This is a genomic window from Rhabdobacter roseus (assembly GCF_014202275.1).
GTDB lineage: Bacteria > Bacteroidota > Bacteroidia > Cytophagales > Spirosomataceae > Rhabdobacter > Rhabdobacter roseus.
Map to the genome: position 1 here is coordinate 67,464 of NZ_JACHGF010000007.1, position 26,649 is coordinate 94,112.

The following is a 26,649-nucleotide window of genomic DNA, read 5'->3' on the forward strand; positions in this document are numbered from 1 at the left end:
GTGCTCTCCGCCTGGGGTTAAATCAAAGTGCGTTTGAAACGCTAGAGGATTGCGACCCGATTAAAAATCGGGCCGAGCCGTCGAGCGTTCTTTCACCGGCTGATCAGCCGGAGCCAATCCGCCTTCGTGAGGGAATGAAAAAAATCGTCACCGGCATGGATCAGGTCGCTGGCCAGCCGGGCTTTATTTTGCTGCATTTCCTGGATTTTCTCCTCTACGGTATCGGGACAAATAAGCCGCACCGCGATGACATTTTTCGACTGCCCGATCCGGTGCACGCGGTCGATGGCCTGGTTTTCGGCGGCCACATTCCACCACGGATCGACCAGAAAAACGTAGTCAGCGGCGGTGAGGTTCAGGCCGGTGCCGCCCGCCTTCAGGCTCACCAGAAATACCCGGATGGCGTCGTCTTGCTGAAAGGCCTGCACCACCTCTTCGCGGTTGCGGGTACTTCCGGTCAGGCTCACGTGCTGCCAGCCTTCGCGATCCAGCTCGGGCCGGATCAGATCCAGCATCGACACAAACTGCGAGAAAACAAGTACCTTGTGGTCCGGGGCAATGCTGCGGAGCTGCTGCATCAGGAGCTCGATCTTCACCGACGCCTCGCTCATCAGGCGGTCTTCGCCCAGCAGGCGCGGCGAGTTACAGATCTGCCGCAAGCGCGTGATGCCGCGCAGTACGTGCATGGTATTTTTCTTAATTTCTTCTTCCTGGATACCTGAGAGGTAGTCCCTAAACTCGCGCTCGTAGGTATCGTACACCCGGCGCTGCTCCTCGCCCATGTCGCAGTAAAGGACCACCTCGGTTTTTTCGGGTAGTTCCTGCGCTACTTCTTTTTTAGTTCTTCGCAGGATAAAGGGCGCAATACGGCGTTGCAGTGCCAGCGCACTTTCCTTTTGCTTGAAGCGGTCGATGGCGATGGCAAAGGTATTGCGGAAGTACTGCCGCGTACCCAACAACCCCGGACACGCAAATGAAAACTGGGCGTACAGGTCGAAGGTATTGTTTTCCAGCGGGGTACCGGTGAGTACGATGCGGTTGCGCGATTGCAGCAAGCGGGCGGCCTTGTAGCGCTGCGAAGAAATATTCTTGATGTTCTGCGATTCGTCCAGAAAAACGTACCCAAAGAGGTACTTTCGCAGCCTCGCAATGTCCGACACCAGCGTGCCGTAGGTCGTCAGGATTATGTCAAAATCGTCGAAGGCCTGGGTACTTTTGGCGCGGCTGGCTCCGTGCAGGATATGTAGTTTCAAGGAAGGCGCGAAGCGCTCTACCTCCGCTTTCCAATTATGAATCAATGAGGTAGGTACCACCAGCAGATGCGGGCGCTGCCGGGCCTTCTGCCGGAGCGTCAGGATGAAGGCGATGATCTGGACGGTTTTGCCCAGACCCATGTCGTCGGCGAGGCAGCCTCCAAAGTTGAACTCATCCAGGAAGTTGAGCCAGCTGAGGCCATGCAGCTGGTAGGGACGCAGCGTAGCGTGGAGGTCTGAAGGTACCTGTACCGGCTCGATGGCCTCCAGGTTGCTCAGCTTTTGCTGGTACTGCCGCAGCTCTTCTTTTACTTCGGCGTCCAGCATGTCTTTGTCATAAATTTCTGACAAAATACTATAGCTAATCTTGGGGATTAGCAGGGAATCGTCGCCTACCTCGGCGGTCTGGAAGTACGCCTCGAAGCGCCGCAGCCATTCATCCGGAAGTACCCCCAGCGTGCCGTCGTCCAGCTGCACAAACTTGCTCTTGTTCCGAACCGACTTATGGAGCTGCTTGAGCGACGCTTTTTTTCGCCCAAACCGCACGTCGATGAGCGCATTGAACCAATTGAGGCCGCTGGCTACCTGCACCGACACCCGCGCCTTGTGCTGATTTAGCTGGTTGCCCTCCAGCTCGTTGAAACCCAGGATGGTGATTTGCTGGTGGGTCCAGGCTTCGAAGGCATCCAGAAACCAGTTTTCGTCCAGGAAGTAGGCCTTGGGCAGGTAAAAGTACGGCAGCGGGTTGTCGAGCTGTTCCAGGAAATCAGGGTGCTCTTTGACCAGCGCCGAAATGAATTCGTCTTCGGCCACGCCGTCTCTTTTTACGCGAAACAACCTACCCCGGCGGTCCTGCCCGTAGAGCTGCCGCTGCGTCCGGATGGGTACTTCCACGTCGCCGTACTTCATCACCGGCTCGATGGCCACGTAGTTGGGCAGGTCGGTGAGGTAGAGTAGCCGCTGGGGTACCTGGTCGAAACCCGCCGCCCGGAGCTGGGCCACCGTAGCCGACCGCAGGTAGGTATGGGCTACCGGCAAGTGCGCTTCCAGCTTGGCAAGTACCTTTTCCCGAAAATCCAGGAAGGCTTCCTGCGCTAACGACAAAGTACCTTCCTGCTGCTTGAAGTACCCCAGGGCGTCGAGCACGGCCAGGTCGTCGCAGAAGTACCAGTGGCCGTCGAGCTCCAGAAAGTAGTCGAACCGCAGATTGACCCGCGCCAGGGGGTACTTGGCGTGGTTGATGGCCAGCTCCGGCTCCACCAGGTACCTCTCTTCGCGCTGACTGACGTGTATTTTAAAATCAACCTGCGGCACGCTCACACGGATGGGCGTCAGCGAACGGGGGCTGGGCCGCTCCGAAACGGCGCTGTCGTGGTAGTAAAAAGGGTACTTGAGCGGATTCCGCACCAGCGCCCGAAATCCCTCGCGGTCGAGGGGCGATTTTTCGTAGAACGACTGAAACTTGATCAACGCCCCGTAAAATTGCAGCTCGTCGGGCTGCTTCGTATTCCAGAGTCGGTCTACGGGATTCAGGACCGTCAGCGGCGCTTTGGGCTCGCCCCGCTGGCTCAGCAAGGCCTCCACCAGCTGCGCACTGAAGAGGTTGTAGTAGCGGTGGCTTCCGATCACCACCAGGGTTTGGGTACCTCCGCCGGGGGCGGACTGGCGGGCCAGGAACTGGGCAAAGTACCCCTCCTCTCCGCCCGATTTACGGATAAAATCATCAAATGCCTGAGCCTTCTCCTCGGCCGAAGTAGTCAATTTAGGTTGGTTCATTCGTAGTGCTAAGTACCCTGCGGATGGGGCAAGGTAGAATTCTTTTTAATTCAAAAACCAGTCGGGGAATTGATTCTTCCATTTCAACCCCAAAAAATGGCAATATATACGTATTAGACGTGTTCATGCCGCCTGGGTTGGTTTATTTTGCAGCATCAAAATTAACAGCCAATCGCCATGAAATCGTTTTTCTTCTCGCTTGCATTCCTAGCATTAACTATCAGCTCTTACGCACAAGACGGCGGACGCAACAAAGCCATTTACGTGGAAGGCCTCGGCAGCGGCCTGTTGTTTAGTGTCAACTACGATTTTCGCTTCAAGCCCCAGCAAGACGGCCTCGGTATGCGGGTGGGGATAGGTGGAGGTAACCTGGGCGGCTTCGACGCCAATGTCGGTATCGTCACCGTGCCGGTTCTGGCCAACTACCTGGTGGGTACGCGCCGCGTTGCCTTTGAAGCGGGGGCGGGTATCACGCCCATTTACGTGAAGGCTTCGGCCGCCGACCTCTCCACGGGCGACGTCGTGAAAGCCGACGGCCTGAGTGCCTTTGGTACCCTCAACGCCGGGCTGCGCCTCCAGCCCATTCGCAACGGGGTGGTGTTTCGCCTCACCTACACGCCCATCATTACCGGCAGTGGTTTCCTGCCCCTCTTCCTGGGGGTGTCGCTGGGCTACGCGTTTAAGTAGCTGGCAGGGGGCTTGGGGTACGGGGCAAGGGGTACTTGCCGGATGGTACTTTTATAAAAGCGCCACCTGGCAAGTACCTTTTTTGCCCGCGATACTCTTCGGAAACTGGATTTCATTCTTTTGTCAAAGGTACTTTATTGCCAGGTGAATACGCTTATAAAGTACCTATTGTAGAATTTGCTTTGCGATTCAGAAGGTTTACAAACGAAGGTACGGATCAATAACGCAGCTTCGTGGCCGCGTAGCGGTCGAATGTTTATAGGAGAAGACGTAGGTAGGGAACCCGCGTGCCGTTAGGTACGCAACCCACCGCACGTTGCGTACCTAACGGCACGCGGACGGGTTTTGGTGGCCCTTGTAGCTATAAACATGTCGTGCCTACGGCACGGATTCGGCTCATGAGAATGAATGGGTTAATAAGCTCTTAAAGCTTTCCCGCCGCGTTGGGGTACAGGACAATAGTATCCCTTTTTAGGAAAATATTATAGACTTGCACCTCATCTATAATACGTTTAACGCAAATCTAGCATCATGAACGGACTCCGTACCTAACAGACGCGCAGGTACTTCATAAATACCAATCAAAAAACACCGCGCGCGCCAGCAAAGGTACCTTTGCTGGCGCGCGCGGCTATTGGCTTCGTTTAACTCAGCTTTTTGAGATCGAAGGGTAGTTTGCGAATGCGGGTACCGGTGGCCGAGAAGATGGCGTTGCAAAGCGCCGGGGCTACCGGCGGCAGGCCCGGCTCCCCTACCCCGCCCGGCGCTTCTTCGTTCTCGACGAGGTGGATTTCTACCTTCGGCATTTCGTCGATGCGCAGGATCTGGTACTGGTGGAAGTTGGACTGCTGGGCTTTACCCCCCGCAAACGTAATAGCGGGCTTGATGGCCGCCGAGATTCCCATCGCGATGTTGCCCTCAGTCTGGGCGCGTACGTTGTCGGGGTTTACGTACATGCCGCAGTCCAGCACCGTCACCACGCGGTCGATCTTCACGCCCACTCCGTCTTTTTTCACAAAAACCGCGTGGGCGCACACGCTCCCAAACGACTTGGCGATGGCCACGCCCTTGCCCATGCCTTCGGGCAGCGGCTGGTACCAGCTGGCCTTTTCGGCCAGGGTCTTGAGGACGTTCTGAAAGCGGGGCGCGTCTTTGAGCAGCTCAAGCCGCGCGTCCAGCGGGTCTTTCCCGGCCGCATGGGCCAGCTCATCCACGAACGACTCGTGCCCAAAGCTGCTGTTAGACGGGTACACCGACCGCCACCATACGATCGGGATGTCGGTGGTGACGCGCTTAAAACCTACCTTGGCGTTGGCGAAGGCGTAGGGACTCTCCTCGTGGCTAATACCCTCCCCCGCCCAGGGATCGGGCTTGCCCGCCGGAAAGGCACCGTACACCTGCCCCATGATCGACTCCCCGATGAGCGTGTGCTCGAAGGCCGTGATGGTACCCTGCGCATCCACGCCTCCGCGCATGGCACTCAGCATACCGGGGCGGAAGGGCCCCTGCTGGATGTCGTCCTCGCGGGTCCAGATCACCTTCACGGGTACTTTGGCCTGCTTCGACAGGTACACCGCCTCCAGCACAAAGTCCAGGTACGCCTTCCGGCCAAAGGCTCCGCCCAGGAAAGGTACGTTCACCTTCACTTTTTCGGGCGCAATTCCCAGGTACTTGGCTACCTGCTCGATGGCCCCGTCGGGTCCCTGCACGGGTGCCCAGATCTCGCAGGTACCGTCGTCTTTGACGTGCGCCACGGCTACTTCGGGCTCCATCGGGGCGTGGGCCAGGAAGGGCGTTTCGTACTGCGCTTCCAGCTTTTTGGCGGCGGTACCCAGGGCGGCCTTTACATCACCCGCCTGGCTATACGCAGGGGCGTCAGGTACCTTGGCGGCTTCGCGGAGTTGGGCAAAGTAGCGGTCGGTGGTGAGGTCGGTGGCGTAGTTGGCGTTGTTCCACTCAATTTTCAGCGCCTTGCGGCCCTGCGTGGCGGCCCAGTAGTTGTCGGCCAGTACGGCTACACTTTCGCAGGTTTTGTAGGGCAAAGGTCGCTCGGCCTTAAGTACCTGCTTCACGCCGGGTACTTTTTTGGCGTTGGCGTCGTCAAACGAAAGTACCTTGCCGTGGATCATGGGGCTACGCTCAATGGACGCGTACAGCATCCCGGGCACCTCCACGTCCATCCCAAACTCGGCCCGGCCCGTCACCTTGGCGGGTACTTCGGGCCGCGGCAGGGCTTTGCCCAGGAGCTTGAAATCTTTTTTGGCCTTCAGGGGTAGGTCCTTGGGTACTTCCAGCCGGGCGGCGTCTTCTACGAGCTCTCCGTAGGTGAAGCTTTTGCCGGTAGGCTTATGAAAAATCTTTCCTTCCTGCGCGTAGCAGTCGGCCTTGCTGACCTTCCAGCGGTCGGCGGCGGCCTGCGTAAACATCTCGCGCGCGGCGGCTCCGGCCTGGCGCAAGCGCGTCCAGCCCGTGCGTACGGTACTACTCCCGCCCGAGAGCTGCGCGCCGTACTTCCGCAGCCCGTCCGACTGCCGGATCTGGATCTGATCCAGGGATACTTCCAGTTCTTCGGCCACCATCATGGGTACCGCCTGCCAGGTAGCCTGGCCCATGTCGGGGCGGTGGTTGATGATGGTAATGCCCCCGGCGTTGTCGATGACCACAAACGGGTGCAGCTCGAACGAAAGTACCGCCGTGCCTTCCTGCCCTACGTTGACCACTGAGGTACCTCGGCCGCCCGCCTGGGCCGAAAAGCCAAGTACCAGTCCCACGCCCGTGAGCCCCATCGCCTTCATGAAATGACGCCGGTCCAACGGTTGGCGATCCAACGGTTGCCGGGGCAACGCTTGCCGATCCAACGGTTGGGATTCCAAAGTACCTCCCTCCGGGTTATTTTCCTTGTGTAATGCCATCGCCTTTTGAGTTTGCTGCTGCTGAATGAATTGCTTTCCGAACGCGCTGGTAGGTACCGCAGCGGCATAGATTGCCGCGCATGGCCAGGTCGATGTCCTCATCGGTGGGAGCGGGCTTGTCTTTGAGTAAAGCCACGGCCGTCATGATCTGCCCCGACTGGCAGTAGCCGCACTGAGGTACCTGCTCTTCGATCCAGGCGCGCTGCACAGGGTGTAGTTTTTCTTCGGTACCAATGCCTTCGATGGTCGTGATCTGCTTGTCGGCGGCGGCCTGCACGGGGTACGAGCAGGAGCGGGCGGGCTTGCCGTCGATGTGTACCGTACAAGCTCCGCACTGCGAAATACCGCAGCCGAACTTGGTCCCTTTCAGACCCACCTGGTCGCGGAGCACCCACAGGAGAGGTGTCCGGGGGTCAACGTCCAGGCGCTGTAGCTGGCCGTTGATGGTTAAGGAAATAGCTGCCATGAAAAAAGTAAAAGATTGATTGATATAGATTTTCGCTTTGAAGTAGCTCAGCAAAGTACCCTGCCGGGTACCGGCCTCGGTGCCATAACTCCCCGAAGGTAAGGGGTTTCAGCGAAGATTCCAACCCCGGCGGGTACCTTCACTTACCCTTTCGAGCGCTTTTCTGCCTACCTTTGCGCCGCTTTGAATTAAATTCCCCCATCATGCTCATCGACCTCCGCTCTGATACCGTTACGCGCCCTACGCCCGCCATGCAAGCCGCCATGTGGGCTGCCGAAGTGGGCGACGATGTTTTTGGCGACGACCCCGCCGTCAATGCCCTCGAAGAAAAAGCGGCCCGGCTCTTTGGGAAGGAAGCCGCGCTTTTCTGCGCCTCGGGTACCATGACCAACCAACTCGCCATTCGGGTCCATACGCAGCCCGGTAGCGACGTCATCTGCGACAAGCTCTCGCACATTTACCTCTACGAAGGCGGCGGCATCATGCTGAACGCCTTCTCGTCGGTGAAGCTGCTCGACGGCGACCGCGGACGCCTCAACGCCCGGCAAGTGGCCGACGCCATCAGCCCCCTCGATGACCCGCACGCGACCGTAACGCGGCTCGTCTCGCTCGAAAACACCATGAACAAAGGCGGAGGCTGCTACTACGACCTGGCCGAAATCCGGGCCATCCGGCGCGTCTGCGACGAGCACCAACTACCCCTGCACCTGGACGGGGCCCGGCTTTTCAACGCCCTGGTCGAAACCGGCGAAGCGCCCGCCCTCTACGGCCAACTCTTCGATTCCATCAGCATTTGCCTGTCCAAGGGGTTGGGTTGTCCGGTGGGTTCGTTGCTGCTGGGTACGCGGGCGTTTATTCAAAAGGCGCGGCGCTTCCGCAAGGTCATGGGCGGCGGCTGGCGGCAGGCGGGCTTTCTGGCCGCCGCGGGTATTTACGCCCTCGACCACCACGTAGACCGCCTCCGCGACGACCACGCCCGGGCCCGCGCCATCGGCAACATGCTCCGGGCAAAACCTGAGGTGGAGGACCTCTACCCCATCGACACCAACATCGTCATCATGCAGCTACCCGAGTCCATCCTGGCCGCGGACTACGTCCGAAAGCTCGAAATGCTCCGCATCCGGGCCGTCACCTTCGGCAAGCACCTGGTTCGCTTCGTCACGCACCTGGACTTCACCGACGACCACCTTACCGAGCTCCAAAAGCAGCTCGCCAAGGTGTAGGCCATCTTCGGTTCTTTTTTCTGAGTGCCCCGGCAGGTACTTTAAGCACCGCTGGGGTTGTTTTTTGCTTGATAAAGCCATTACCATTTTGGTAACTTATTGTATCTTTGTCCTAGTCAGCGTCAATCCATGAGAGTAATTGCCAAAAAAATACTACGCGAATTTTGGGTGAAACATGCCGACGCGGAGGAGTTCCTGAAAACGTGGTATAAGGAAGCAACGAAAGCTACCTGGAAATCTCCAGCTGATATCAAAGCGGACTATACAAAAGCAAGTATCCTCAAAAATAGCCGCGTTGTTTTCAATATTTGTGGCAATAAGTACCGTCTAATTGTGGAAATCAACTACCCCAGGCAATGGGTTTTTATACGCTTTATTGGCTAACGCATAATGAGTATGACGCAATCGATGCAGAAAAAATATAATTCCCTATGAATATAAAAGCCTTAAAAACGGAAGAGGATTATAACCAAGCTATTAAAAGACTTGAGGTTATTTTCCAGGCTCCCGCTGATTCAGCCGAAGGTGACGAAGCCGAAGTACTTTCGATCTTGATTGAAAAATTTGAAGAGGACCACTTCCCCATCGAAGCGCCTGACCCCATTGAAGCCATCAAGTTCAGAATGGAGCAAATGGACCTCGACAATAACGATTTGGCCGAAGTAATTGGTTATAAGAGTCGGGTTTCTGAGCTATTCAGCCGAAAAAGAAAATTAACACTCAAGATGATTCGGACCCTTCACGAGAAGTTAAAGATACCTTATGAAATTCTTCTCGTTGACTATTAAAAGACACAATCAAGTACCTATGCGTGTTGTTATAAAACCATTTGCCCACGTATAAAATTGCCATACATTCGCTTTTATGGGATGTATATTCCACTAATGTACCTAGCTATGCCTACGAAGCTAACCTTAACCATCGAGCAGGCCGTGATCGACAAAGCCAAAAAGTACGCTAAGGAGAGAGAGCGTAGCTTGTCCGATATTATCGAAAACTACCTCAAGGTACTTACTCAAGAGCGTGATCCGGTGGAAGATGAACTGACTCCTATCGTAAAATCCCTGAAGGGGTCTTTCAAAGCGCCAAAAGATATGGATTATAAAAAAGAATTAGCGGACGCTCACGGCAAAAATCTTAGCGCTCTGTGAATCGAAAAAACTAGTGGGCTATCTTTCCCCGATAATCATTAGCAACGTGTACTACCAGCTACGCAAAACGCCTGATCGCTGGTCATTTGTAAGGTAAAATTTTAACCATTTCCTTCTCAAAGCCTATATGAAAATACGCTCCGCCTTTGCCACTCTTATTTTGGCCTTGCTCACGTTCGCCTGCCAACCCGCGGAAGACACAAAAAAATCCGAAGGAAGTACCCAAGAACAAAACCAGGCCCTGGCCCAAAAAGTATACGAGCGGTTTAACGCCCACGACTGGGCGGGCATGGCCAATTTGTACAGCGAGTCGGCGGAGTTCAAGGACCCGTCGCTGGGGCCGGATGCCGTAACCCAAACTCGCCCGCAGATCATCGCCAAATACCAGGAACTGGCGGGGATGTTCCCCGACGTGCGCGATGACATCGTGGCCATGTACCCCTCCGCCGACCAGCACGTGGTGGTGGAGTTTGTGTCGTCAGGTACCTCGCCGGATGGTACTTCCTGGAAACTACCCATTTGCACCATTTTTACCATCGAAAACGGACTCATCACCCGCGACTTCACCTACTACGATAATTCAAAAACCGACTAATGCTAGCTTCTTCTTTGAACTTCTTGCCGCACAGGGTGTTCTAAATTAGGCCTACACGAGCCGACATGAATCTCACTTAGTTAAGTCAAGTACCTATACGTACCCATGAAAATTATTAGCAGAAACCTCACGAAGGACGATTACTCGGACCTGAAAACGACGATGATCGAAGCCTACCGGGGAATTGGCGGCCAGTACTGGCGCGAAGAAAAAATTGACATTCTCCTTGATAAATTTCCCGAAGGACAGCTCTGCGTGGAAGTAGACGGCAAGGTGGTGGCCTGCGCCCTGTCCATTGTGATTAATTACAATAAATTTGGCGACGAACATACCTACCAGGAAGTAACGGGCAACTACACCTTCAGTACCCACAACCCCAAGGGCGACGTGCTCTACGGCATCGAGGTTTTTGTGCACCCCGAGTACCGCGACATGCGCCTGGGCCGCCGCCTCTACGACGCCCGCAAGGAACTTTGCGAGCGCCTGAACCTACGGAGCATCGTGGCGGGGGGACGGATTCCGAACTACAACCAGTTTTCGAATGATATATCGCCCAAGGAGTATATCGAGAAAGTGAAGCGGCGCGAGGTGTACGACTCCACGCTGTCGTTTCAGCTGGCCAACGACTTTCACGTGCGGAAGGTACTTAAAAACTACCTGCCCGGCGACACCGAGTCGAAAGACTACGCCACCCTGCTGGAGTGGAACAACATCTACTTCCAGCCCGACAAGAAAAAAACCAACGCTTCCGACTCCATCATCCGGATCGGTGTGGTGCAGTGGCAGATGCGGCTCTTCAACGACGTGCAGGACTTCTACGACCAGGTGGAATTTTTTGTGGATGCCGTGAGCTCCTACAAGGCGGATTTTATTCTGTTTCCGGAGTTTTTTAACATGCCGCTGCTGGCGGAATTCAACCACCTACCCGAGCCGCAGGCCATTCGGGAGCTGGCGGGTTATACGGAGCAGGTACGCACCAAAATGCAGGAGTTTGCGATTTCGTACAATGTCAACATTGTAGGGGGAAGCATGCCGTTGGTGGAGGAAGAAAGGCTTTATAACGCCGCCTACCTCTACCGCCGCGATGGTACTTCGGAAGAGTACCGCAAGATTCACATCACGCCCAACGAGGTGCGTCACTACGGCATGGTGGGCGGCGACGAAGTGGCGGTGTTCGACACCGACTGCGGCAAAATAGGGCTGGTGATTTGCTACGACGTGGAGTTTCCGGAGCTGAGCCGTTTGCTGGGCAAGCAGGGCATGGAGATTTTATTTGTGCCCTTCCTCACCGACACCCAAAACGGCTACATGCGCGTACGCAACTGCGCCCAGGCGCGGGCCATCGAAAACGAGTGCTACGTGGCCATTTCGGGCTGCGTGGGCAACCTGCCCAAGGTCGAAAACACCGACATCCACTTTGCGCAGTCGGCGGTCTTTACGCCTTCTGACTTTGCCTTCCCGACCAACGCCATCAAGGCCGAAGCCACGCCCAATACCGAGATGATGCTCATTGCCGACGTAGACCTGGTGCAGCTCAAGGAGTTGCACGAGCACGGCTCGGTGCAGATCATGAAAGACCGCCGCACGGACCTCTACGACGTCACGATGAAGAAGAAGTCACGCCGGGTACCTAAAGTATCCATCAACCACGTGGACGAGGTACTTTAAGTTGCCTTAATTGATAAAAGCTAAAGTACCTGATTGATCAAACAGGTTTGTGACTTTTTTGGTTAATCGGGTACTTTCAGTTTCTGGTTGTGAGTAAATTAACCAGGGGCTGTTCTTTTATACAAAAACAAAGTAGGGGTAGTTATGGTACTTTTATGAAAGCAGGTAGCCTCATCACGTTTCTGGTATTGGTGGCGCGCATTGCGGCGGCCCAGCAAGAAATTGCGTACGATACGCTGCGGGATATTCATTACTATAACATCCAAAGCCAAAACTACGACTACCGCACCAACAACCACGAAGGTACCCAGCACACGGTAGCCATCAAGGGGTCGGCTTTTTTGTACCAAGGCTGGCAGCCGGGCTCCATCACGCTGGACAACGGAAGTACCCTTCCCACCGAACTAAAGTTTAACCTGGTCGAAAACAGCCTTTTTCTTTCCCTCAACGGCCAGGAGCTCCTGACGCACCCCAGCCAGTTCAGCATCAAGGAGCGCGACTTCGTCCGCATCCAGCACCAATACTACGAGGTACTTCACCGGGGAAAGGTGGGGCTGCTCAAAAGCCACCGGGCGCGGCTTGAGCACATCCAGAAAAACGGCTACAACGAATCGCTGGGCTATGACTTTGAGTACAGCCGCAACGAAAGCCTGTACCTGATCCACGACAGCGGCAGCCTGACGCCTCTGAAGCTCGGGGAGCGCAAGGTACTTTCGAGCCTGCGCGGCCACCACCAGCAAGCGCGGGCCGTGGTGCGCGAGCTGAACCTCAACCTCCGCCGTGAAGCCGACCTGAAGGTACTGCTCACGCGGCTCGACGACTGCCCCTGATGCCTATACGCGGCCGTTAGGGAGGACCAAACAAAATACCCAGTACCTGCCGCAGCGACCGCGCCCGCCGCAGGTCCCGCCAGATGTCCGTCCACTCGTGGAAGTTGAGGTATACCACATTCTGTGACTCCAGCGGCTTGGTGATGCCGTAAACCGGCCGCTCATCCTCTTCCTGAAAAGTACCAAAGAGCCGATCCCAAAGTATAAAGGTCGTTCCGAAATTTTTGTCGATGTACTGTTCGTTCTTGCCGTGGTGTACGCGGTGGTGCGAGGGCGTCACGAAGACGTACTCCACCCAGCGGGGTAGTTTAGGAATTACTTCCGTATGAATCCAGAATTGGTACAGCAAGTCGAGCTGGTAGCAGGTAAAAACAATGACCGGATGAATGCCCATGAGCCAGACCGGAATAAAAAACACGATTTTGAGGTGCTGGGTCCAGGAGTTGCGGAAAGCGGTGGAAAAATTGAGGTGCTCCGACGAATGGTGCGTCACGTGCGTGGCCCAGAGCAGCCGTACCCGGTGGCCCAGGTAGTGCGCCAGGTAGTTGCAGAAGTCAATGGCCAGGTAGGCCACTACCCACACCCACCCGCTCGTGGGCAGCCGCCAGGGTACCAGCTCGTAAAAGAAAAGGCTCGCGCCCACGATCAGGGTTTTGAAAAGTCCGTTGATAACCAGGCTCCCCAGCCCAATGCCGAGGGAAGCCCGAAAATCCGGACCATCGTACTTTTTGTGGTCGTCGTGGCGCGTGATAAAGTATTCCAGCAGCACGGCCAGGACAATGACCGGCGTGGCGTACAAGAGAAGGGGTTCTTGCTCCATGAGGGTGTGATTTTTCAATGGCTAATAAAAAAACGAAAGGGTACTTGGTAGGTCTCGTAGGAATAGATACTCCGTAAGGCCCTACACTGTGGCAGGAGGCTAAAGTTAGAGTACTATTTTTTCGTAAACGGGCTGCTGGGCGCGGGTATCCATTCCGTACAGCTCAAGGTACTGTACCTTCGGCAGCAGCGCCGAGCCTGGCTCCAGCTGTACAAATATTTTTTGCAGGCTGGCCGTGCGGCCATTGATCAGCGTGAGGGCCAGCGGCTTCCCCTGCTGATAGACCAGTGTCATGGGGCGCTTCCGAAAGGCATTCAGTAGCAGCTCGTAGCGGTCGGAGGTACTTTCTTTGTGCTTGTAGCCGTAAGCCAGTTGCCACTGCATGGCGGATAGACGCTGGCGTTGGCCCGCTTCGGCATAGCGCAGCCAGTACACGTTCACGGGCTGGGCCGGGTCGAAGGTTTTGTCGGGGCGGAGGTTGGCGTCGTACACCACGGTGTTGGCGTCGTTGCTACGCTGGATGTAAAAAAGGCGGTTGGCCGAGTGCGGTGGCTCGGGAAAACGCTCCCGGCCCGACTGTGGGGCAATAAACCCCAGGCTGATCAAGCTGACCAGCGTGCTGAATAGATGTATTTTTTTCATGGCTAATGGAAACTTACTTTTTAGGGTAGTTGCTTTATTGACAACCCAGGAAAAGAATACCCTCTGCTTTAGCCAAAAAAAATTTAAATTTATTTTACCAACCCCAGGGCCCGGCCCGCTTCCAGGGGCCGGTCGGTGGAGAGTACGTCGGCACCATTTTCCACAAATTTGCGGTAAGTCGCGTCGCCGCGGGCTTCGGCCATTTTATCCAGGTTGCCCAAAGTACCCAGGATCGTCATGATGCCTCTTTTGTGCAGAAATTCGTAGAGATCCGCCGAAGGCTCCCGCACGCCCACGAAAGCCACCATGCGGTGGTCGGGGACGCCCGCTTCGCGCAGCCGCTGGTACTCCTCCTCATTCCGGATCGTGACGGAGATCATCAGGTCGGGGTCCAGCCGGTGGACGAGCGCCGCCTGGGCTACATTATAAGTAATAATGGCGGCGTAAGGCTGCGCTTTGGCCTCCTGCACGGCCTCCACCACCCGGTGGTAGGGTACGTTGCGTTTGACGTCCAGGGTGTAAAGTACCCGCCCGCGCCCCCACTTCAGGACGTCGGCCAGGGAAGGTACCTTGTAGCGGGTGATATGCCCGCGGTGGTCTTTGAGATACAGCGACTGCCCGTAGGCCCAGCTCTGCTCCGCCACCGCCCCCGAGCCCGTGGTGGTGCGCTCGTAGGTGTCGTCGTGCATCATCAGAAGTACGCCGTCTTTGGTCAATGAAATATCACACTCCACTACCAGAGGTACCTTGCGGTGGAGGATTCCCCAAGGAAGCCCTTTCCTGTGCGAAAAGTGACGCGCCAGGAAAGCAAAGGACTCGAGGCAATTTTCGGGATAGCCCGCGTAGCTCCCGCCGCCCCGGTGCGCACTGATGAGCGGCGGGCGGCTGGGCTCGTAGCGCAGGTACTTGGGAAGCGTGTGCGAACGTAAGAAAGTCCGCGGGGCCCGGGGCGTACAGGCCGCCAGGGCCAGGCATATAGCCGTTAAATAAAGAAATCGACGAAACATAAAGTACCTACCCATAATCTAGAGCCACGGTGGCCAAGGTACAAAGAACGTTAAAACCCGCCGTTTCGCCATTCATCCTTTCCATCTTCCTTTCCTGTACTTTGTTATACATAGTACCTTCCTATACCCCAACTTTGTAGAGTCAATAAGGACAACCAGTAACTAAACTTAAAAAAACAAATAGCCATGAAAACTTCATTCAAAACCCTGATTTGCGCTTTGGCCCTGAGTACTACCGTTGCTTTTGCCGGTACCGAAAAAGAAACCAACAAGCCTACTACCTTTGCCACGGGCGTTTATGCTACCAACAGCGGTAAAATAAGCGTTGGTATCGAAAAAGAAGCCGGTGTAGCCACCACCATTCTGCTCCGTAACGCCCTGGGTGACATCATTCACAGCGAGCACGTGAGTAAAAAACAAACCAAGTACCAGGGCAAATTTGATGTAAGCGAATTGCAGCCCGGCCAGTACACCCTGGAGGTAGTAGCCAACGGAGAGAAAGAAGTAAAAAGCTTCACGATCAGTGCTCCCAAGGTAGTTGCCGAACGTACCATTGCCATTCAATAAGCATAGAAATGAAACAACCCTGGGTTGGCTGTTCATGGAGGCTTCGGGCCGTTTATCCCACAGCTATTCCGCTCATGCACTTCGCAAAATACAATTAGGCCGCGCTACCCTATTTTTGCAAAGTCGTTGAAGAACAACGAATAGCCAACCCAATATTTAAAAAAGCCATGAAAAATATACTTAAAAATTCCATTTTTGCCCTAGCGCTTATTAGCTCAGCTACCCTGGCCAGCGCCAACAACGACAAGGATTCCATCCGTACCGCGCAGCCCGTAAAAGAAAGCCCTAAAACGGCTCAAATTGAAAAAGTACTGCCGCGCTACGTGGCGACCGAAGATACCCAGGTACTGCCTCAGGCCAAACTACGTACCCTCCCTACAAAACGCTCGTACAGCCCCGAGCAAAAAGCCGCGCTGGTAGAGCTTTCTTTACAAAGTACCCGGTAAAGCATTACCGGAAAAAAGTACCCTTTGAAGGGAATAGATAGAAAAATAGGTTGTGAAGTCTGGCCGGGCAACCGGCCGGATCGTAGTCAGCAAACCGGGAAGGGCCAAGGCCTTTCCCGGTTTTGTTTTGGCCTCTAGATCACCACGTTGACGATGCGCTTGGGTACTACGATCACTTTTTTGGGCGTTTTGCCTTCCAGCCATTTTTGTACGGCTTCGTTGGCCAGTACCTCCTTCTCGATGTCGGGCGCGGCGGTATCAAGCGCAAAGGGGATGGTGGCCCGTACCTTGCCGTTGATCTGGATGGGGTACTCAAAGATGTCGTCGATGACGTACTGCTGCTCCCATTGCGGGAAAGCCGCCCGCGAAACGGTACCTTCGGCGTTGCCGAGGGCCGCCCACAGCTCTTCGGAGATGTGCGGCGCGTAGGGCGACAAAAGTACCACCAGCTCCTGCAAAATGGCCCGCTTGCTGCACTTCAAAGTACCTAGCTCATTCACGCACACCATAAAAGCGCTCACGGCGGTATTGAACGAGAAGCTCTCGATGTCCTCCTGTACTTTCTTGATGGTTTTGTGAAGTACCTTGAGTTCGTCTTTGGTAGGTACTTCGTCCTTGACGAGCCACTGCCCGTTGTCGTTGTAGAACAAGCGCCAGAACTTCCGGATGAAGCGGTAGGTACCGTCGATGCCGCTGGTGTTCCAGGGCTTGGCCTGGTCGATGGGCCCCAAGAACATTTCGTACAGCCGCAGCGTGTCGGCCCCGTAGCGAGCCACGATATCGTCGGGGTTCACGACGTTGAACTTCGACTTGGACATTTTCTCGACCTCGGTTCCACACAGGTACCTGCCGTCGGCCTCCAGGATAAACTCGGCGTTTTCGCCCGCGATGTCGGGACGCGTGGCTTTGAATTTCTCCAAATCCAGTACGTCGTTTTCTACAATGTTAACGTCTACGTGCAGGGCCGATACCTCATACTGCTCTTTCAGTCCCGCACTCACAAAAACAGGCTTGCTATAATCGGTACTTTTCAGGCGGTACACAAAGCTGCTCCGCCCCTGAATCATGCCCTGGTTGATAAGCTTCTTGAAAGGCTCTTCCTCGGGTACGTAGCCACGGTCTTTCAGGAATTTATTCCAAAAGCGGCTGTAGAGCAGGTGGCCGGTGGCGTGCTCGGTACCACCGATGTACAGATCCACGTCGCGCCAGTAGTTAATGGCCTCGGGCGAGGCAAAGGCCTGGTCGTTTTGGGCGTCCATGTAGCGGTACCAGTACCAGCTGCTCCCGGCCCAGCCGGGCATGGTACTGAGCTCGTATTCGTGCGCGCCCTGGTACTTCCAGCCTTCGGCCCGGCCCAGCGGCGGTTCGCCGGTTTCGGTGGGCAGGTACTTGTCTACGGCGGGGAGTTCCAGCGGCAGGGTACTTTCGTCGATGAGGTACGGAAGTACTTCGCCCAGTCTATTTTTTTGGTAATAAACGGGCACGGGCTCGCCCCAGTAGCGCTGGCGGCTGAAGACCGCGTCGCGGAGGCGGTAGTTGATCTTGCTTTTGCCCAGTCCTTTTTCTTCCAGGTACTGCACCAGCACCGGCAGCGCCTCCTGGTACGTCAGGCCGTCGATAATTCCCGAGTTGATGTAGCGGCCTTCCTTGGTGGCGTCGGCCTGGGTGTCGATGTCCTTCTGCGCGTCCAGAATCGGTACGATGGGCAAGCCAAAGTGCGTGGCGAAGTTCCAGTCGCGCTGGTCGCCGGAGGGTACCGCCATCACCGCGCCCGTGCCGTAGCCCGCCAGGACGTAGTCGGCGATGTAGACGGGTACTTTCGCGCCGCTGAACGGATTGATCACGTACGCGCCCGTAAACGCCCCCGACACCGTTTTGACGTCGGCCATACGGTCGCGCTCGGAGCGCTTTTTGGTACTTTCAATATAAGACTCGATCTCGCCCTTTTGCTCCGGCGTAGTAATGATATGTACCAGCTCGTGCTCCGGGGCCAGTACCATGAACGTCACGCCGTAGATGGTATCCAGGCGGGTCGTAAACACCTCCACCGCCAGCGGCTGGGGCGTGGGCGTTTGGGGCACTTCGGCGGCGGGCTCGTGCTCCGTAGGTTGTACTTTTTGTTCCAGCTCAAACTTCACCAGCGCGCCCACGGAGCGGCCGATCCAGTTGCGCTGCTGTTCCTTGAGCGAGTCCGTCCAGTCGATGGCGTCCAGGCCGTCGAGCAGGCGCTGGGCGTAGGCCGTGATGCGCATCATCCACTGGCGCATGAGCTTCTGTTCCACCGGAAAACCGCCGCGCTCCGACAGCCCGTCCTTCACTTCGTCGTTGGAAAGTACCGAGCCCAGGCCCGCGCACCAGTTCACGGTGGCGTCGGCCACGTAGGTGAGGCGGTAGTGGAGCGTCAGCCGGTACTGTTCCTGCTCGCCGAGGGCGTTCCACTGCTCCGCCGTGAAGCGAGGCATGTCGTCGTCGCAGGGCGCATTGACGGTGGCGTTGCCGTTGGCTTTAAATTGCTCGATGAGGGTCTCGATGGGCTCGGCGCGGTTGGTGTCGTTGTTGTACCAGCTTCGAAAGAGCTCCATAAAAATCCACTGCGTCCAGCGGTAGTAGCCGGGGTCGGAGGTACGTACCTCGCGGCTCCAGTCGTAGCTAAAGCCCAGGTTTTTGAGCTGGCCAATGTACCGGCTGATGTTTTCTTCGGTGGTGAGGGCCGGGTGCTGGCCGGTCTGGATGGCGTACTGCTCGGCGGGCAGGCCAAAGCTGTCGAAGCCCATCGGGTGCAGTACGTTGTAGCCCCGCAGCCGCTTGTAGCGGGCGTAGATGTCGGAGGCAATGTACCCCAGCGGATGCCCCACGTGCAGCCCCGCCCCCGACGGGTAGGGAAACATATCCAGCACGTAGTACTTGGGTTTGGCCGACTGGTTCTCGACCCGGTAGGTTTGTTCTTTTTCCCAGAACTGCTGCCACTTTTGTTCAATCGCGCGGGGGTTGTACTCGCTCATTCGTTTATTATTTCGGTGTTTTTTGAAATTTCTCCTACTTAGTGGCCGCAAAAATAGCGTTTTTACCCACAAATGCCGACGCTTCGGTTCGTAACCTTTTTTGCAACGGCGCGTAGGGGAAAGTACCCCCTGGGTTGTCTCCGAAAAAAGGCAGAGCTATCTCTTACGCCCACCCCGCATCCCGAACTGCATGAAACACGTCTAAAGTACCCCCTGGGGAAACCGCTACCCAAAAACGACCCCTCTGTGGCATCAGTAGAATGGGTACGGCTTTTATTCATTGACTCATCAAACCAACAAACCAAGAAAGTACCCATGAAAAAAGCATTATTCGTGGCTTTGGCCACGCTGCTCAGCTACGCCGCTTCGGCCCAATATGACCCCTATTTCCGCTTCGGTCTCAAAGGGGGTGCTAATTTATCCAACATCCAGGGCAATGACCTCTCGCTCAACGCGGGCGGTACGGCCTTTAATTTTAAGGATAATGACAACCGCTCCTGGGGTTTTGCCGGGGGGATTTTTATGCGTTTCGGCCGGAAGTTTTACGTACAGCCCGAAATCCTGCTGTCGCAGAAGGGCGGTGAGTTTAACGTGTACCGCGACGGCCTGACGCCCGACGGAAAGTTTGACGTGCGTTTTACCAACCTGGACGTACCTATCCTACTCGGGGGGCGCTTTGCGCGTTTTTTCCGGATTAACGCCGGGCCCATGGTAACCTTCCGCATGGCCGACAACGGCAAGCTGGGTCAGTCTTTTGAAGACTATACGGGTACCCAAACCGAAGACATCTTCAACAACCGCACGGCCTTTGGCTACCAGGCGGGCGTGGGCCTGGACCTGGGCCGGGTGAGTCTGGACGTGCGCTACGAGGGAAATTTCAACGACGTGGTCAACCTCCGCTTCAACGACCTTAACACCGAGGCGAAGTTTGGCCGCAAAAGCAATCTTTGGCAAGCTACCATCGGGATCGCTTTGTTTTAGAAACTTATTGAATACCAAAAAAGAGGAAGCAGGTACCTTTGCACCCGCCTCCTCTTTTTTTATTCTGGGAATGATTGATTGGCGCGCAATTCCAATTAAACTATCTTGCGGGAACATGGTCTGACTGACAAAAAAACCCGCTATGAGAAATTTCGTAAAATGCCTCGCCGCCGCCGCCCTGCTTCTGCTGACGCAGTGCGTCGCTACCCAACCCAGCACCACCGGTACCTCCCAGCGCCCCACGGCCCGGATCGGCACCGAAGCGGAAACCGGCCCCGCTACCGCCAAGCTCAACGGGGGCTGCCCGCTCGATAAACTACAATGGCTCGAAGCCGCCAAGCAGTACGATCAGGAAAAACAACGGAGCCTGGCTTCGCAGCTGGCGCAGGCCGCGCAGGCCGACGCCGCCACCCTCGATCGCATGGCCAGCAGTGGCAACAACAATACGCTGGCGATGGATTCGGAGCTGAAGGGTCTCGTAGAAAAGCTAGCCGCCAACGGCAAGGTACCCGTCAGTGATGGTTTTTATAAAGAGTACCTTAGCAGCCGCATGGCCATGTGCGCCGTGATGGACGCCCTACGCAACGGTTCCATCAAGAAAGACGAAACCTCCAAAGTAGCCAGTACTACCTTTAAAAACATCGCGAAGTCCTTTCAGGGAATGGCCAACTGAGTGGGCATGGGGTGTGGGGCAGAGGGGTAGTTTGCTTTTACGGATTAGTTTGGTAACTCCTCCTACAAAGTACCTTGTGCCTGGCTCTTCCGGGAAGACTGGCGTACGATTAATTCTGAGCGCAGGACGATCAGGTCGGCAGGATGCATGTTCAGCGAGCCGTTCAGGTGGTTGATGAGCGTCTGCATGGCGATTTCGCCCATTTCCTTGCCCGGATAATGCACCGTGGTAAGTTGCGGCTCGATGACCTCCGCCAGCGGGTCGTCGTTGAAGCCCACCACGGCTAGGTCGCCGGGCACCGAGATCCCCGCTTGCTTCAGAGCGCCCATGCAGCTCACTGCGCAGGAGTCGTTGGCGACAAACAGCCCGTCGAAGCCCGGCCGGAGTTGCTGTATTTTCTTCGCCATTTTGCGGCCCGCCTCCGGGCTCAGGTCCGTCACCACCAGCCAGTCCTCCTCAAACGCAATCCCGTTTTCGGCCAGCGCCAGGCGGTACCCCCGCAAACGGTCGGCGTACACGTTTCGTTTCAAACTACCCGTTACGTGCATGATCCGGCGGCAGCCTTCGTCGATGAGGTGGCGCGTGGCTTCGTAGCCTCCCTTGACGTTGTCGATGACGATGCTCGTGCAGTCAAACTGCTCGATGACCCGGTCGAAAAACACCAGCGGAATCTTCTTATTAATAAAAGCTTCAAAATGCTCGTAGCTGTCGGTATCGTAAGCCACCGACACCAGCAGGGCGTCCACGCGGCCATCAAACATGGTCCGGGCGTTCACGATTTCCTTCTTCTGCGACTCCAGCGACTGGCTAATGATGAGGTTGTATCCGGCTTCGTTGGCTACCTTTTCCATCCCGGCCAGCACCGTGGACATCAGGTAGGAATTCAACCTGGGCACGATCACCCCGATCGTGTTCGTTTTTTGCCGGCGCAGGTTGCTGGCAAATTTATTGGAGCGGTACCCCAGCTCCTTTGCTTTGGTGGTGATGAGGCTCTTGGTTTTGAGGGTAATGGCCGGATGGTCATTGAGGGCCCGGCTTACCGTGGCTGGCGAAAGTTTTAGCTCTTTCGCTATATCATAAATGGTCGTTTCTTTTCCCATGAAGCTATTCTTACACCCGTATTGATCAAAATTGAGTACCGCCTGCCCGTCGGCTAGGTCATTAGGCTTGATTTCAGGGTGGATATTCGTCCCATAAAGGTATTACTATTCATCCGCTTGATGCTTACAAAGCGCCTACGGCCTTCGACGTTCTTGAGGAATACTCGAAGTCTCTGCGTACCTGCTTTGGCAAAAATTTATTTAAAAATATGTGCAATCGGTTTCATTGCAAAAATATATACGTATTTTTATACCCAAAACCCCGCTTTCTACCAGCTACCGCAGCCTGCACTGGGCAAGGCCAATGCGCTGAAAACGGCATTTAAAGACTAATCAGCCTCGAATCAAGGCATTTTCGAAAGAATAAAATAGAGTATCATTTTAATGACCGCTTTCCTGGAAATCAATCAACCTAATCAATCTGAGACGCAAGTAATGGGGGGGGCTTCTGGCCGCTCCTATTCTATTTTTATCGTTAGAGAATGAGGTACTTTACCAAAGTACCTACCCACGACCAGGGGTCCTTTAGGCAAAACTAGAAAAACCATCAGATTGAAAACCACTAAGCTAGGTGATTGACCCAACGGGTACTTATTCAAAAAAAATCGAAGTAAAGAATTGCGTCATCTACCTATGCAAACTACCCATACTATGCGCTGGTTCGGGCCGCAGGACCCCGTTTCGCTCATGGATATTCGCCAGGCTGGTTGCACCGGCGTTGTCTCGGCTCTGCACCAAATCCCGGTAGGGGCCGTTTGGTCCATGGAGGATATTGCAGCCCGAAAGTACCTGATCGAAGCCGACAACCACCGCTACACGCCCCTGCACTGGGCGGTGGTGGAAAGCCTACCGGTCCACGAAGACATCAAAAAAGGCCTGCCCAGCCGCGACACCTACATTGAAAACTACCGGCAGTCGCTGCGCCACCTGGCCGCCTGCGGCATACGCACCGTTTGCTACAACTTCATGCCCGTGCTGGACTGGTCGCGTACAAAGCTCGACTACCTCCTGCCCGACGGCGCGCGGGCGCTGCGCTTTGTCTGGCAGGATTTCGCGGTTTTTGATCTGTGTATTCTCCAGCGCCCCGGTGCCGAAGCCGCCTACCAACCCGAGGTAGTGGCCACGGCCCACGCCCACTTTCCCCAGATGACTTCCGCCGAAATCACCGAACTTACCAATACGGTGTTGTTGGGACTGCCCGGCTCCAACGAAGCCTTCGACTTCCACACCTTTCAGCACCTGCTGGACCAGTACAAGGCCATCGGCGACGCCGAGCTGCGGCAGCACCTGTACTACTTCATCCGGCAGGTAGCCCCCGTGGCGCAGGAGGTAGGCGTCAATCTGTGCATCCACCCCGACGACCCGCCCATGCCGCTGCTCGGCCTCCCCCGCGTGGTAAGTACCGAAAGCGACCTCGCGCAGATACTTGACGCCTGCCCCGTCCGGGCCAACGGACTTACCTTTTGTACCGGCTCGCTGGGCGTACGCCCCGACAACGACCTGCCGGGCATGATCCGGCGCTTCGGCGACCGTATCCATTTCGTACATCTACGTACGACGAAACGGGAAGCTAATCCGCACAACTTTCACGAAGCCGCTCACCTGGCGGGCGACGTAGACATGTACGCCGTCATGAAGGCCCTGCTGCGCGAGCAAAAGCGCCGCGCGGAGGCGGGTGAGGGCGAAACGTCGATCCCGATGCGGCCCGACCACGGCCATCAAATGCTCGACGATTTGCACAAAAGTACCTACCCCGGCTACTCGGCCATTGGCCGGTTGAAGGGCCTGGCCGAGCTGCGCGGTCTGGAAATGGCGCTGATTCGTCAGCTCCAGGAAGTACCCACCACCGTAGGGTAGCAAGGTACTTCGTAGACATTGACCAAGTACCTGTTTTTATGATTGTAAAACCCAAAGTACCTATGATGCCTAAATTTCGGCTTTTTCTCCTGCTATATACGCTGATCACGGCCCCCGCCTGGGCCGATGACGGCTATCGCCTCTGGCTCAAGTTTGACCTTATCGAAGACGCCGCTCTCCGGCAAAAGTACCTTTCCCAGGTACCTACCATCGCCAGTACCTCCACCCACCCCACCGTGCAGATTGCCGTTGAGGAGCTGCGGCAGGGGCTAGGTACTTTGCTGGGAAAACCCGTGGCGGTGAAGCCTGCTTTGGGAGCCAACGAAAAGGGAATTAGTTTTAAACTTAACCCCACCGAAAGCGGAATTTCCGAAGAAGGCTTCAAGCTACAGACCGTGGGGGGTACTTTGCAGCTCATCGCCCAAACCGAGCGGGGACTCCTCTACGCCGCCTACGAGTTGCTACGGCGGGTACAGACGGGTACTTCGTTGGAAAAACTGTCGGTGACGTCGTCGCCGCGCATTCAGCTCCGGCTGCTCAACCACTGGGACAACCACGTAGGTACCATCGAGCGGGGCTACGCCGGGATGTCGCTCTGGAAGTGGTACGAGCTTCCCGAGCGCCTCGACCCGCGCTACACCGAGTACGCCCGCGCCAACGCCGCCATCGGCATCAACGGTACCGTGGTGAACAACGTTAACGCCAGCGCCCGCTTCCTCACCGACGAGTACCTTCAGAAAGTAAAAGCGCTGGCGGACGTCTTCCGGCCATATGGTATTAAGGTGTACCTGTCCGTCAATTTTGCGTCGCCGCGTATTTTGGGTAAATTAAAAACCGCCGATCCGCTCGATCCCGACGTGCGCGCCTGGTGGAAACAGAAAGCCGCGGACGTGTACACGCTCATTCCCGACTTCGGTGGTTTTCTGGTCAAGGCCAATTCGGAAGGCGAGCCCGGCCCCATGGACTACGGCCGCACGCACGTCGACGGGGCCAACGTACTGGCTGAGGCCGTAAAACCCCACGGCGGCATCATCATGTGGCGCTCGTTCGTGTACGAACCCGACCCGAAGGGCGACCGCTTCAAGGCGGCTTACGACGAGTTCAAACCCTTGGACGGGAAATTTCATGACAACGTGATCATCCAGGTCAAAAACGGCCCGATCGACTTCATGCCCCGCGAGCCCTTCTCGCCGCTCTTCGGGGCCATGACCCAAACGCCCGTTTCGATGGAGTTTCAGCTCACGCAGGAGTACCTGGGCTGGGCCACACACTGGGTGTACCAGGCTCCGCTCTTCGAAGAGGTACTTTCGGCCGACACCCACGCCAAGGGGCCGGGCTCTACCGTGGCTAAGGTACTGGACGGCAGCGTGTACAAGTACCCCATCACCTCCATGGTGGGCGTGGCCAACACCGGCTCCGACCGCAACTGGACGGGCCACCCTATGGCCCAGGCCAACTGGTACGCGCTGGGCCGCATGGCCTGGGAGCCCACGTTGGCTTCGGAGCAAATCGCCGACGAATGGGTCAAAATGAGTCTGACCCGTAAGCCCCAGGCCGTAGCGACGATCAAGAACATCATGCTCAAATCGCGCGAGATATACGTAGATTATACCTCCCCGCTGGGTCTACACCACCTCATGGGCGAAGGCCACCACTTCGGCCCCGAGCCCTGGCTCAACAAGGCCCGCCGCCCCGACTGGACCGCCGTGTACTACCATCGCGCCGACTCCCTGGGGCTGGGCTTCGACCGCACGGCCCGTGGCAGCAACGCCCTGAGCCAGTACGCCCCGCCCGTACAGCAGCAGTTTGAAAACCCCGCCACCTGTCCACTCCCCTATCTGCTGTGGTTTCACCACGTACCCTGGACGCAGAAGTTAAGTACCGGACGTACCCTCTGGAACGAGCTAGTACACCGCTTCTACTCCGGGGCTGAGCAGGTAAAATGGATGCAGAATGAATGGAATAAGGTCAAGAAAGACGTCGATTCCGAAATCTTTGCCAACGTGGCCGGTCGCCTCCTGACCCAGGAAAAGGAAGCGCTCTGGTGGCGCGACGCCTGCGTGCTGTACTTTCAGGAATACGCCCGGCAGCCCCTTCCCGCACCCTACCAAAAACCCAACCGTACTTTAGAAGAAGTCAAAAATTTAGTAGACATTTACCACCTAAGATGATCAACCTAAGCACAAAAACGGAATCAGCATTGGATTTGACCTCCGAACCCACCCCTTCTCCCAGGTCTGTCTTCTCGCTGGAAGGCAAGCTGGCCCTCATCACCGGCGGCGGTAGCGGCATTGGCTTCGACATCGCCCAGTGCATGAGCCTGGCCGGGGCCACGGTAGTGATTACCGGACGTACCGAAGAAAAATTACAGCAAGCCTCGCAGGTACTTGGCGAAAAAGCCCACTACCTCGTCAACGACGTCACGGACCTGCCCGCCCTCAAGGCCCTCGTCGACGACATCGAAAGTACCTACGGGCCCATTGATATTCTAGTCAATAACGCGGGGATTAACCTCAAAAAAGCAGCGCTAGAGGTAACCGACGAGGAGTTTAACCGCATTATCCAAACCAACCTCAACGCCGTTTTTGCGCTCACCCGTACCTGCGCCGCCCGGATGGTAGCGCGCCAGGGTGGCTCCATCATCATGATTTCGTCCATGGCGGCCTACTACGGCATCGACCGCGTGGCGGCTTACGCGGCCTCCAAGGCGGGTATCGAGGGGCTCGTACGGGCGCTGGCCGCCGATCTGTCGCGTCACCAGGTACGGGTCAACGCCATCGCGCCGGGCTTTATCGAAACGCCCATGATGAAAACCGCCATGGCGGGCGACATCCCCCGGCGCGACAAAGCTCTGGGCCGCACGCCGATGGGAAAATTCGGCCAGCCCAAGGACATTGGCTGGGCAGCGGTGTTTCTGGCGTCCGAAGCAGCCAGCTACATCACCGGCGCGTCGTTACCGGTCGACGGCGGTAATTCCATTGGTTTTTAATGAA

At 56.2% G+C, this 26,649-nt stretch carries 23 protein-coding genes; 15 read left to right on the plus strand and 8 right to left on the minus strand.

Going from position 1 to position 26,649, the window contains the following annotated elements; genetic code table 11:
• Positions 1–92 precede the first annotated feature (92 nt).
• Positions 93–3,029: a DEAD/DEAH box helicase gene (locus tag HNQ92_RS19455; protein ID WP_184176353.1), complete on the minus strand. Its 2,937-nt coding sequence runs from the start codon at positions 3,027–3,029 to the stop codon at positions 93–95.
• Positions 3,030–3,206: 177 nt separating this feature from the next.
• On the opposite strand from HNQ92_RS19455, the gene HNQ92_RS19460 reads away from it, so the two are divergent.
• Positions 3,207–3,716 (plus strand): hypothetical protein, encoded by a 510-nt coding sequence (locus HNQ92_RS19460; protein ID WP_184176355.1) that lies wholly within the window; start codon positions 3,207–3,209, stop codon positions 3,714–3,716.
• A 644-nt stretch (positions 3,717–4,360) separates the two neighbouring features.
• Here the strand turns inward: HNQ92_RS19460 and HNQ92_RS19465 are convergent.
• Positions 4,361–6,628, minus strand: coding sequence for a xanthine dehydrogenase family protein molybdopterin-binding subunit (locus HNQ92_RS19465; RefSeq protein ID WP_184176357.1), 2,268 nt, complete (start codon positions 6,626–6,628; stop codon positions 4,361–4,363).
• On the minus strand, positions 6,606–7,094 hold the full coding sequence (locus HNQ92_RS19470) for a (2Fe-2S)-binding protein (protein WP_184176359.1): 489 nt from the start codon (positions 7,092–7,094) through the stop codon (positions 6,606–6,608). The genes HNQ92_RS19465 and HNQ92_RS19470 overlap by 23 nt, the downstream gene beginning before the upstream one ends.
• A gap of 203 nt (positions 7,095–7,297) precedes the next feature.
• On the opposite strand from HNQ92_RS19470, the gene HNQ92_RS19475 reads away from it, so the two are divergent.
• From HNQ92_RS19475 to HNQ92_RS19505, 7 genes are all read left to right on the plus strand, one after another.
• Positions 7,298–8,317 carry a threonine aldolase family protein gene (locus tag HNQ92_RS19475; RefSeq protein ID WP_184176361.1) on the plus strand — a complete coding sequence of 340 codons (1,020 nt, stop codon included), beginning with the start codon at positions 7,298–7,300 and terminating at the stop codon, positions 8,315–8,317.
• A 129-nt stretch (positions 8,318–8,446) separates the two neighbouring features.
• Positions 8,447–8,701 (plus strand): type II toxin-antitoxin system HigB family toxin, encoded by a 255-nt coding sequence (locus HNQ92_RS19480; RefSeq protein ID WP_425504306.1) that lies wholly within the window; start codon positions 8,447–8,449, stop codon positions 8,699–8,701.
• Positions 8,702–8,748: 47 nt separating this feature from the next.
• Entirely contained in the window at positions 8,749–9,105 is a 357-nt protein-coding gene (locus HNQ92_RS19485) for a helix-turn-helix domain-containing protein (protein ID WP_184176364.1), read from the plus strand.
• A gap of 108 nt (positions 9,106–9,213) precedes the next feature.
• Positions 9,214–9,468: a DUF6364 family protein gene (locus HNQ92_RS19490; RefSeq protein WP_184176366.1), complete on the plus strand. Its 255-nt coding sequence runs from the start codon at positions 9,214–9,216 to the stop codon at positions 9,466–9,468.
• Between the two features lie 127 nt (positions 9,469–9,595).
• Positions 9,596–10,063, plus strand: coding sequence for a nuclear transport factor 2 family protein (locus tag HNQ92_RS19495; RefSeq protein WP_184176368.1), 468 nt, complete (start codon positions 9,596–9,598; stop codon positions 10,061–10,063).
• 105 nt (positions 10,064–10,168) lie between these two features.
• The gene (locus tag HNQ92_RS19500) at positions 10,169–11,731 is read left to right on the plus strand and encodes a bifunctional GNAT family N-acetyltransferase/carbon-nitrogen hydrolase family protein (RefSeq protein ID WP_184176370.1); all 1,563 of its coding nucleotides are present in this window, start codon (positions 10,169–10,171) and stop codon (positions 11,729–11,731) included.
• Between the two features lie 155 nt (positions 11,732–11,886).
• Positions 11,887–12,561 (plus strand): hypothetical protein, encoded by a 675-nt coding sequence (locus HNQ92_RS19505; protein ID WP_184176372.1) that lies wholly within the window; start codon positions 11,887–11,889, stop codon positions 12,559–12,561.
• Positions 12,562–12,577: 16 nt separating this feature from the next.
• Here HNQ92_RS19505 and HNQ92_RS19510 read toward each other — a convergent pair whose 3' ends face one another.
• The 3 genes from HNQ92_RS19510 to HNQ92_RS19520 all read right to left on the minus strand — a co-directional run bounded on the left by HNQ92_RS19510 (position 12,578) and on the right by HNQ92_RS19520 (position 15,030).
• Complete coding sequence (locus HNQ92_RS19510) at positions 12,578–13,381, minus strand: sterol desaturase family protein (RefSeq protein ID WP_184176374.1); 804 nt, start codon at positions 13,379–13,381, stop codon at positions 12,578–12,580.
• 105 nt (positions 13,382–13,486) lie between these two features.
• Positions 13,487–14,023 (minus strand): DUF4833 domain-containing protein, encoded by a 537-nt coding sequence (locus tag HNQ92_RS19515; protein ID WP_184176376.1) that lies wholly within the window; start codon positions 14,021–14,023, stop codon positions 13,487–13,489.
• 89 nt (positions 14,024–14,112) lie between these two features.
• Positions 14,113–15,030: a glycerophosphodiester phosphodiesterase family protein gene (locus HNQ92_RS19520; protein ID WP_184176378.1), complete on the minus strand. Its 918-nt coding sequence runs from the start codon at positions 15,028–15,030 to the stop codon at positions 14,113–14,115.
• Positions 15,031–15,216: 186 nt separating this feature from the next.
• On the opposite strand from HNQ92_RS19520, the gene HNQ92_RS19525 reads away from it, so the two are divergent.
• Positions 15,217–15,597 (plus strand): immunoglobulin domain-containing protein, encoded by a 381-nt coding sequence (locus HNQ92_RS19525; protein ID WP_184176380.1) that lies wholly within the window; start codon positions 15,217–15,219, stop codon positions 15,595–15,597.
• A 167-nt stretch (positions 15,598–15,764) separates the two neighbouring features.
• Positions 15,765–16,043, plus strand: a complete 279-nt coding sequence (locus HNQ92_RS19530; protein ID WP_184176382.1) for a hypothetical protein — start codon at positions 15,765–15,767, stop codon at positions 16,041–16,043.
• A 134-nt stretch (positions 16,044–16,177) separates the two neighbouring features.
• Here the strand turns inward: HNQ92_RS19530 and leuS are convergent, their stop codons facing one another.
• The gene (gene leuS / locus HNQ92_RS19535; protein ID WP_184176384.1) at positions 16,178–19,045 is read right to left on the minus strand and encodes a leucine--tRNA ligase; all 2,868 of its coding nucleotides are present in this window, start codon (positions 19,043–19,045) and stop codon (positions 16,178–16,180) included.
• A 315-nt stretch (positions 19,046–19,360) separates the two neighbouring features.
• On the opposite strand from leuS, the gene HNQ92_RS19540 reads away from it, so the two are divergent.
• Positions 19,361–20,026, plus strand: coding sequence for a porin family protein (locus HNQ92_RS19540; RefSeq protein WP_184176387.1), 666 nt, complete (start codon positions 19,361–19,363; stop codon positions 20,024–20,026).
• 142 nt (positions 20,027–20,168) lie between these two features.
• The gene (locus HNQ92_RS19545; protein WP_184176389.1) at positions 20,169–20,699 is read left to right on the plus strand and encodes a hypothetical protein; all 531 of its coding nucleotides are present in this window, start codon (positions 20,169–20,171) and stop codon (positions 20,697–20,699) included.
• A 62-nt stretch (positions 20,700–20,761) separates the two neighbouring features.
• Here HNQ92_RS19545 and HNQ92_RS19550 read toward each other — a convergent pair whose 3' ends face one another.
• The gene (locus tag HNQ92_RS19550; RefSeq protein WP_184176391.1) at positions 20,762–21,799 is read right to left on the minus strand and encodes a LacI family DNA-binding transcriptional regulator; all 1,038 of its coding nucleotides are present in this window, start codon (positions 21,797–21,799) and stop codon (positions 20,762–20,764) included.
• Between the two features lie 633 nt (positions 21,800–22,432).
• On the opposite strand from HNQ92_RS19550, the gene uxuA reads away from it, so the two are divergent.
• The 3 genes from uxuA (at position 22,433) to HNQ92_RS19565 (ending at position 26,645) form a co-directional block, all read left to right on the plus strand.
• Positions 22,433–23,656 (plus strand): mannonate dehydratase, encoded by a 1,224-nt coding sequence (gene uxuA / locus HNQ92_RS19555; protein WP_246440475.1) that lies wholly within the window; start codon positions 22,433–22,435, stop codon positions 23,654–23,656.
• 65 nt (positions 23,657–23,721) lie between these two features.
• Complete coding sequence (locus tag HNQ92_RS19560) at positions 23,722–25,827, plus strand: alpha-glucuronidase family glycosyl hydrolase (protein ID WP_221307504.1); 2,106 nt, start codon at positions 23,722–23,724, stop codon at positions 25,825–25,827.
• Positions 25,824–26,645 (plus strand): SDR family NAD(P)-dependent oxidoreductase, encoded by an 822-nt coding sequence (locus HNQ92_RS19565; protein ID WP_184176395.1) that lies wholly within the window; start codon positions 25,824–25,826, stop codon positions 26,643–26,645. Before HNQ92_RS19560 ends, HNQ92_RS19565 begins: the two co-directional genes overlap by 4 nt.
• Positions 26,646–26,649 lie beyond the last annotated feature (4 nt).

Excerpts from the sequence above, each read along its gene's own strand:
- HNQ92_RS19485 (WP_184176364.1), top strand. The coding sequence starts at position 8,749 with ATGAATATAAAAGCCTTAAAAACGGAAGAGGATTATAACCAAGCTATT.
- HNQ92_RS19500 (WP_184176370.1), top strand. The coding sequence starts at position 10,169 with ATGAAAATTATTAGCAGAAACCTCACGAAGGACGATTACTCGGACCTG.
- uxuA (WP_246440475.1), top strand. The coding sequence starts at position 22,433 with ATGCAAACTACCCATACTATGCGCTGGTTCGGGCCGCAGGACCCCGTT.
- HNQ92_RS19540 (WP_184176387.1), top strand. The coding sequence starts at position 19,361 with ATGAAAAAAGCATTATTCGTGGCTTTGGCCACGCTGCTCAGCTACGCC.
- HNQ92_RS19495 (WP_184176368.1), top strand. The coding sequence starts at position 9,596 with ATGAAAATACGCTCCGCCTTTGCCACTCTTATTTTGGCCTTGCTCACG.
- leuS (WP_184176384.1), bottom strand. The coding sequence starts at position 19,045 with ATGAGCGAGTACAACCCCCGCGCGATTGAACAAAAGTGGCAGCAGTTC.
- HNQ92_RS19550 (WP_184176391.1), bottom strand. The coding sequence starts at position 21,799 with ATGGGAAAAGAAACGACCATTTATGATATAGCGAAAGAGCTAAAACTT.
- HNQ92_RS19545 (WP_184176389.1), top strand. The coding sequence starts at position 20,169 with ATGAGAAATTTCGTAAAATGCCTCGCCGCCGCCGCCCTGCTTCTGCTG.
- HNQ92_RS19460 (WP_184176355.1), top strand. The coding sequence starts at position 3,207 with ATGAAATCGTTTTTCTTCTCGCTTGCATTCCTAGCATTAACTATCAGC.
- HNQ92_RS19530 (WP_184176382.1), top strand. The coding sequence starts at position 15,765 with ATGAAAAATATACTTAAAAATTCCATTTTTGCCCTAGCGCTTATTAGC.
- HNQ92_RS19520 (WP_184176378.1), bottom strand. The coding sequence starts at position 15,030 with ATGTTTCGTCGATTTCTTTATTTAACGGCTATATGCCTGGCCCTGGCG.
- HNQ92_RS19515 (WP_184176376.1), bottom strand. The coding sequence starts at position 14,023 with ATGAAAAAAATACATCTATTCAGCACGCTGGTCAGCTTGATCAGCCTG.
- HNQ92_RS19505 (WP_184176372.1), top strand. The coding sequence starts at position 11,887 with ATGAAAGCAGGTAGCCTCATCACGTTTCTGGTATTGGTGGCGCGCATT.
- HNQ92_RS19560 (WP_221307504.1), top strand. The coding sequence starts at position 23,722 with ATGCCTAAATTTCGGCTTTTTCTCCTGCTATATACGCTGATCACGGCC.
- HNQ92_RS19510 (WP_184176374.1), bottom strand. The coding sequence starts at position 13,381 with ATGGAGCAAGAACCCCTTCTCTTGTACGCCACGCCGGTCATTGTCCTG.
- HNQ92_RS19480 (WP_425504306.1), top strand. The coding sequence starts at position 8,447 with ATGAGAGTAATTGCCAAAAAAATACTACGCGAATTTTGGGTGAAACAT.
- HNQ92_RS19465 (WP_184176357.1), bottom strand. The coding sequence starts at position 6,628 with ATGGCATTACACAAGGAAAATAACCCGGAGGGAGGTACTTTGGAATCC.
- HNQ92_RS19455 (WP_184176353.1), bottom strand. The coding sequence starts at position 3,029 with ATGAACCAACCTAAATTGACTACTTCGGCCGAGGAGAAGGCTCAGGCA.
- HNQ92_RS19475 (WP_184176361.1), top strand. The coding sequence starts at position 7,298 with ATGCTCATCGACCTCCGCTCTGATACCGTTACGCGCCCTACGCCCGCC.
- HNQ92_RS19565 (WP_184176395.1), top strand. The coding sequence starts at position 25,824 with ATGATCAACCTAAGCACAAAAACGGAATCAGCATTGGATTTGACCTCC.
- HNQ92_RS19525 (WP_184176380.1), top strand. The coding sequence starts at position 15,217 with ATGAAAACTTCATTCAAAACCCTGATTTGCGCTTTGGCCCTGAGTACT.
- HNQ92_RS19490 (WP_184176366.1), top strand. The coding sequence starts at position 9,214 with ATGCCTACGAAGCTAACCTTAACCATCGAGCAGGCCGTGATCGACAAA.
- HNQ92_RS19470 (WP_184176359.1), bottom strand. The coding sequence starts at position 7,094 with ATGGCAGCTATTTCCTTAACCATCAACGGCCAGCTACAGCGCCTGGAC.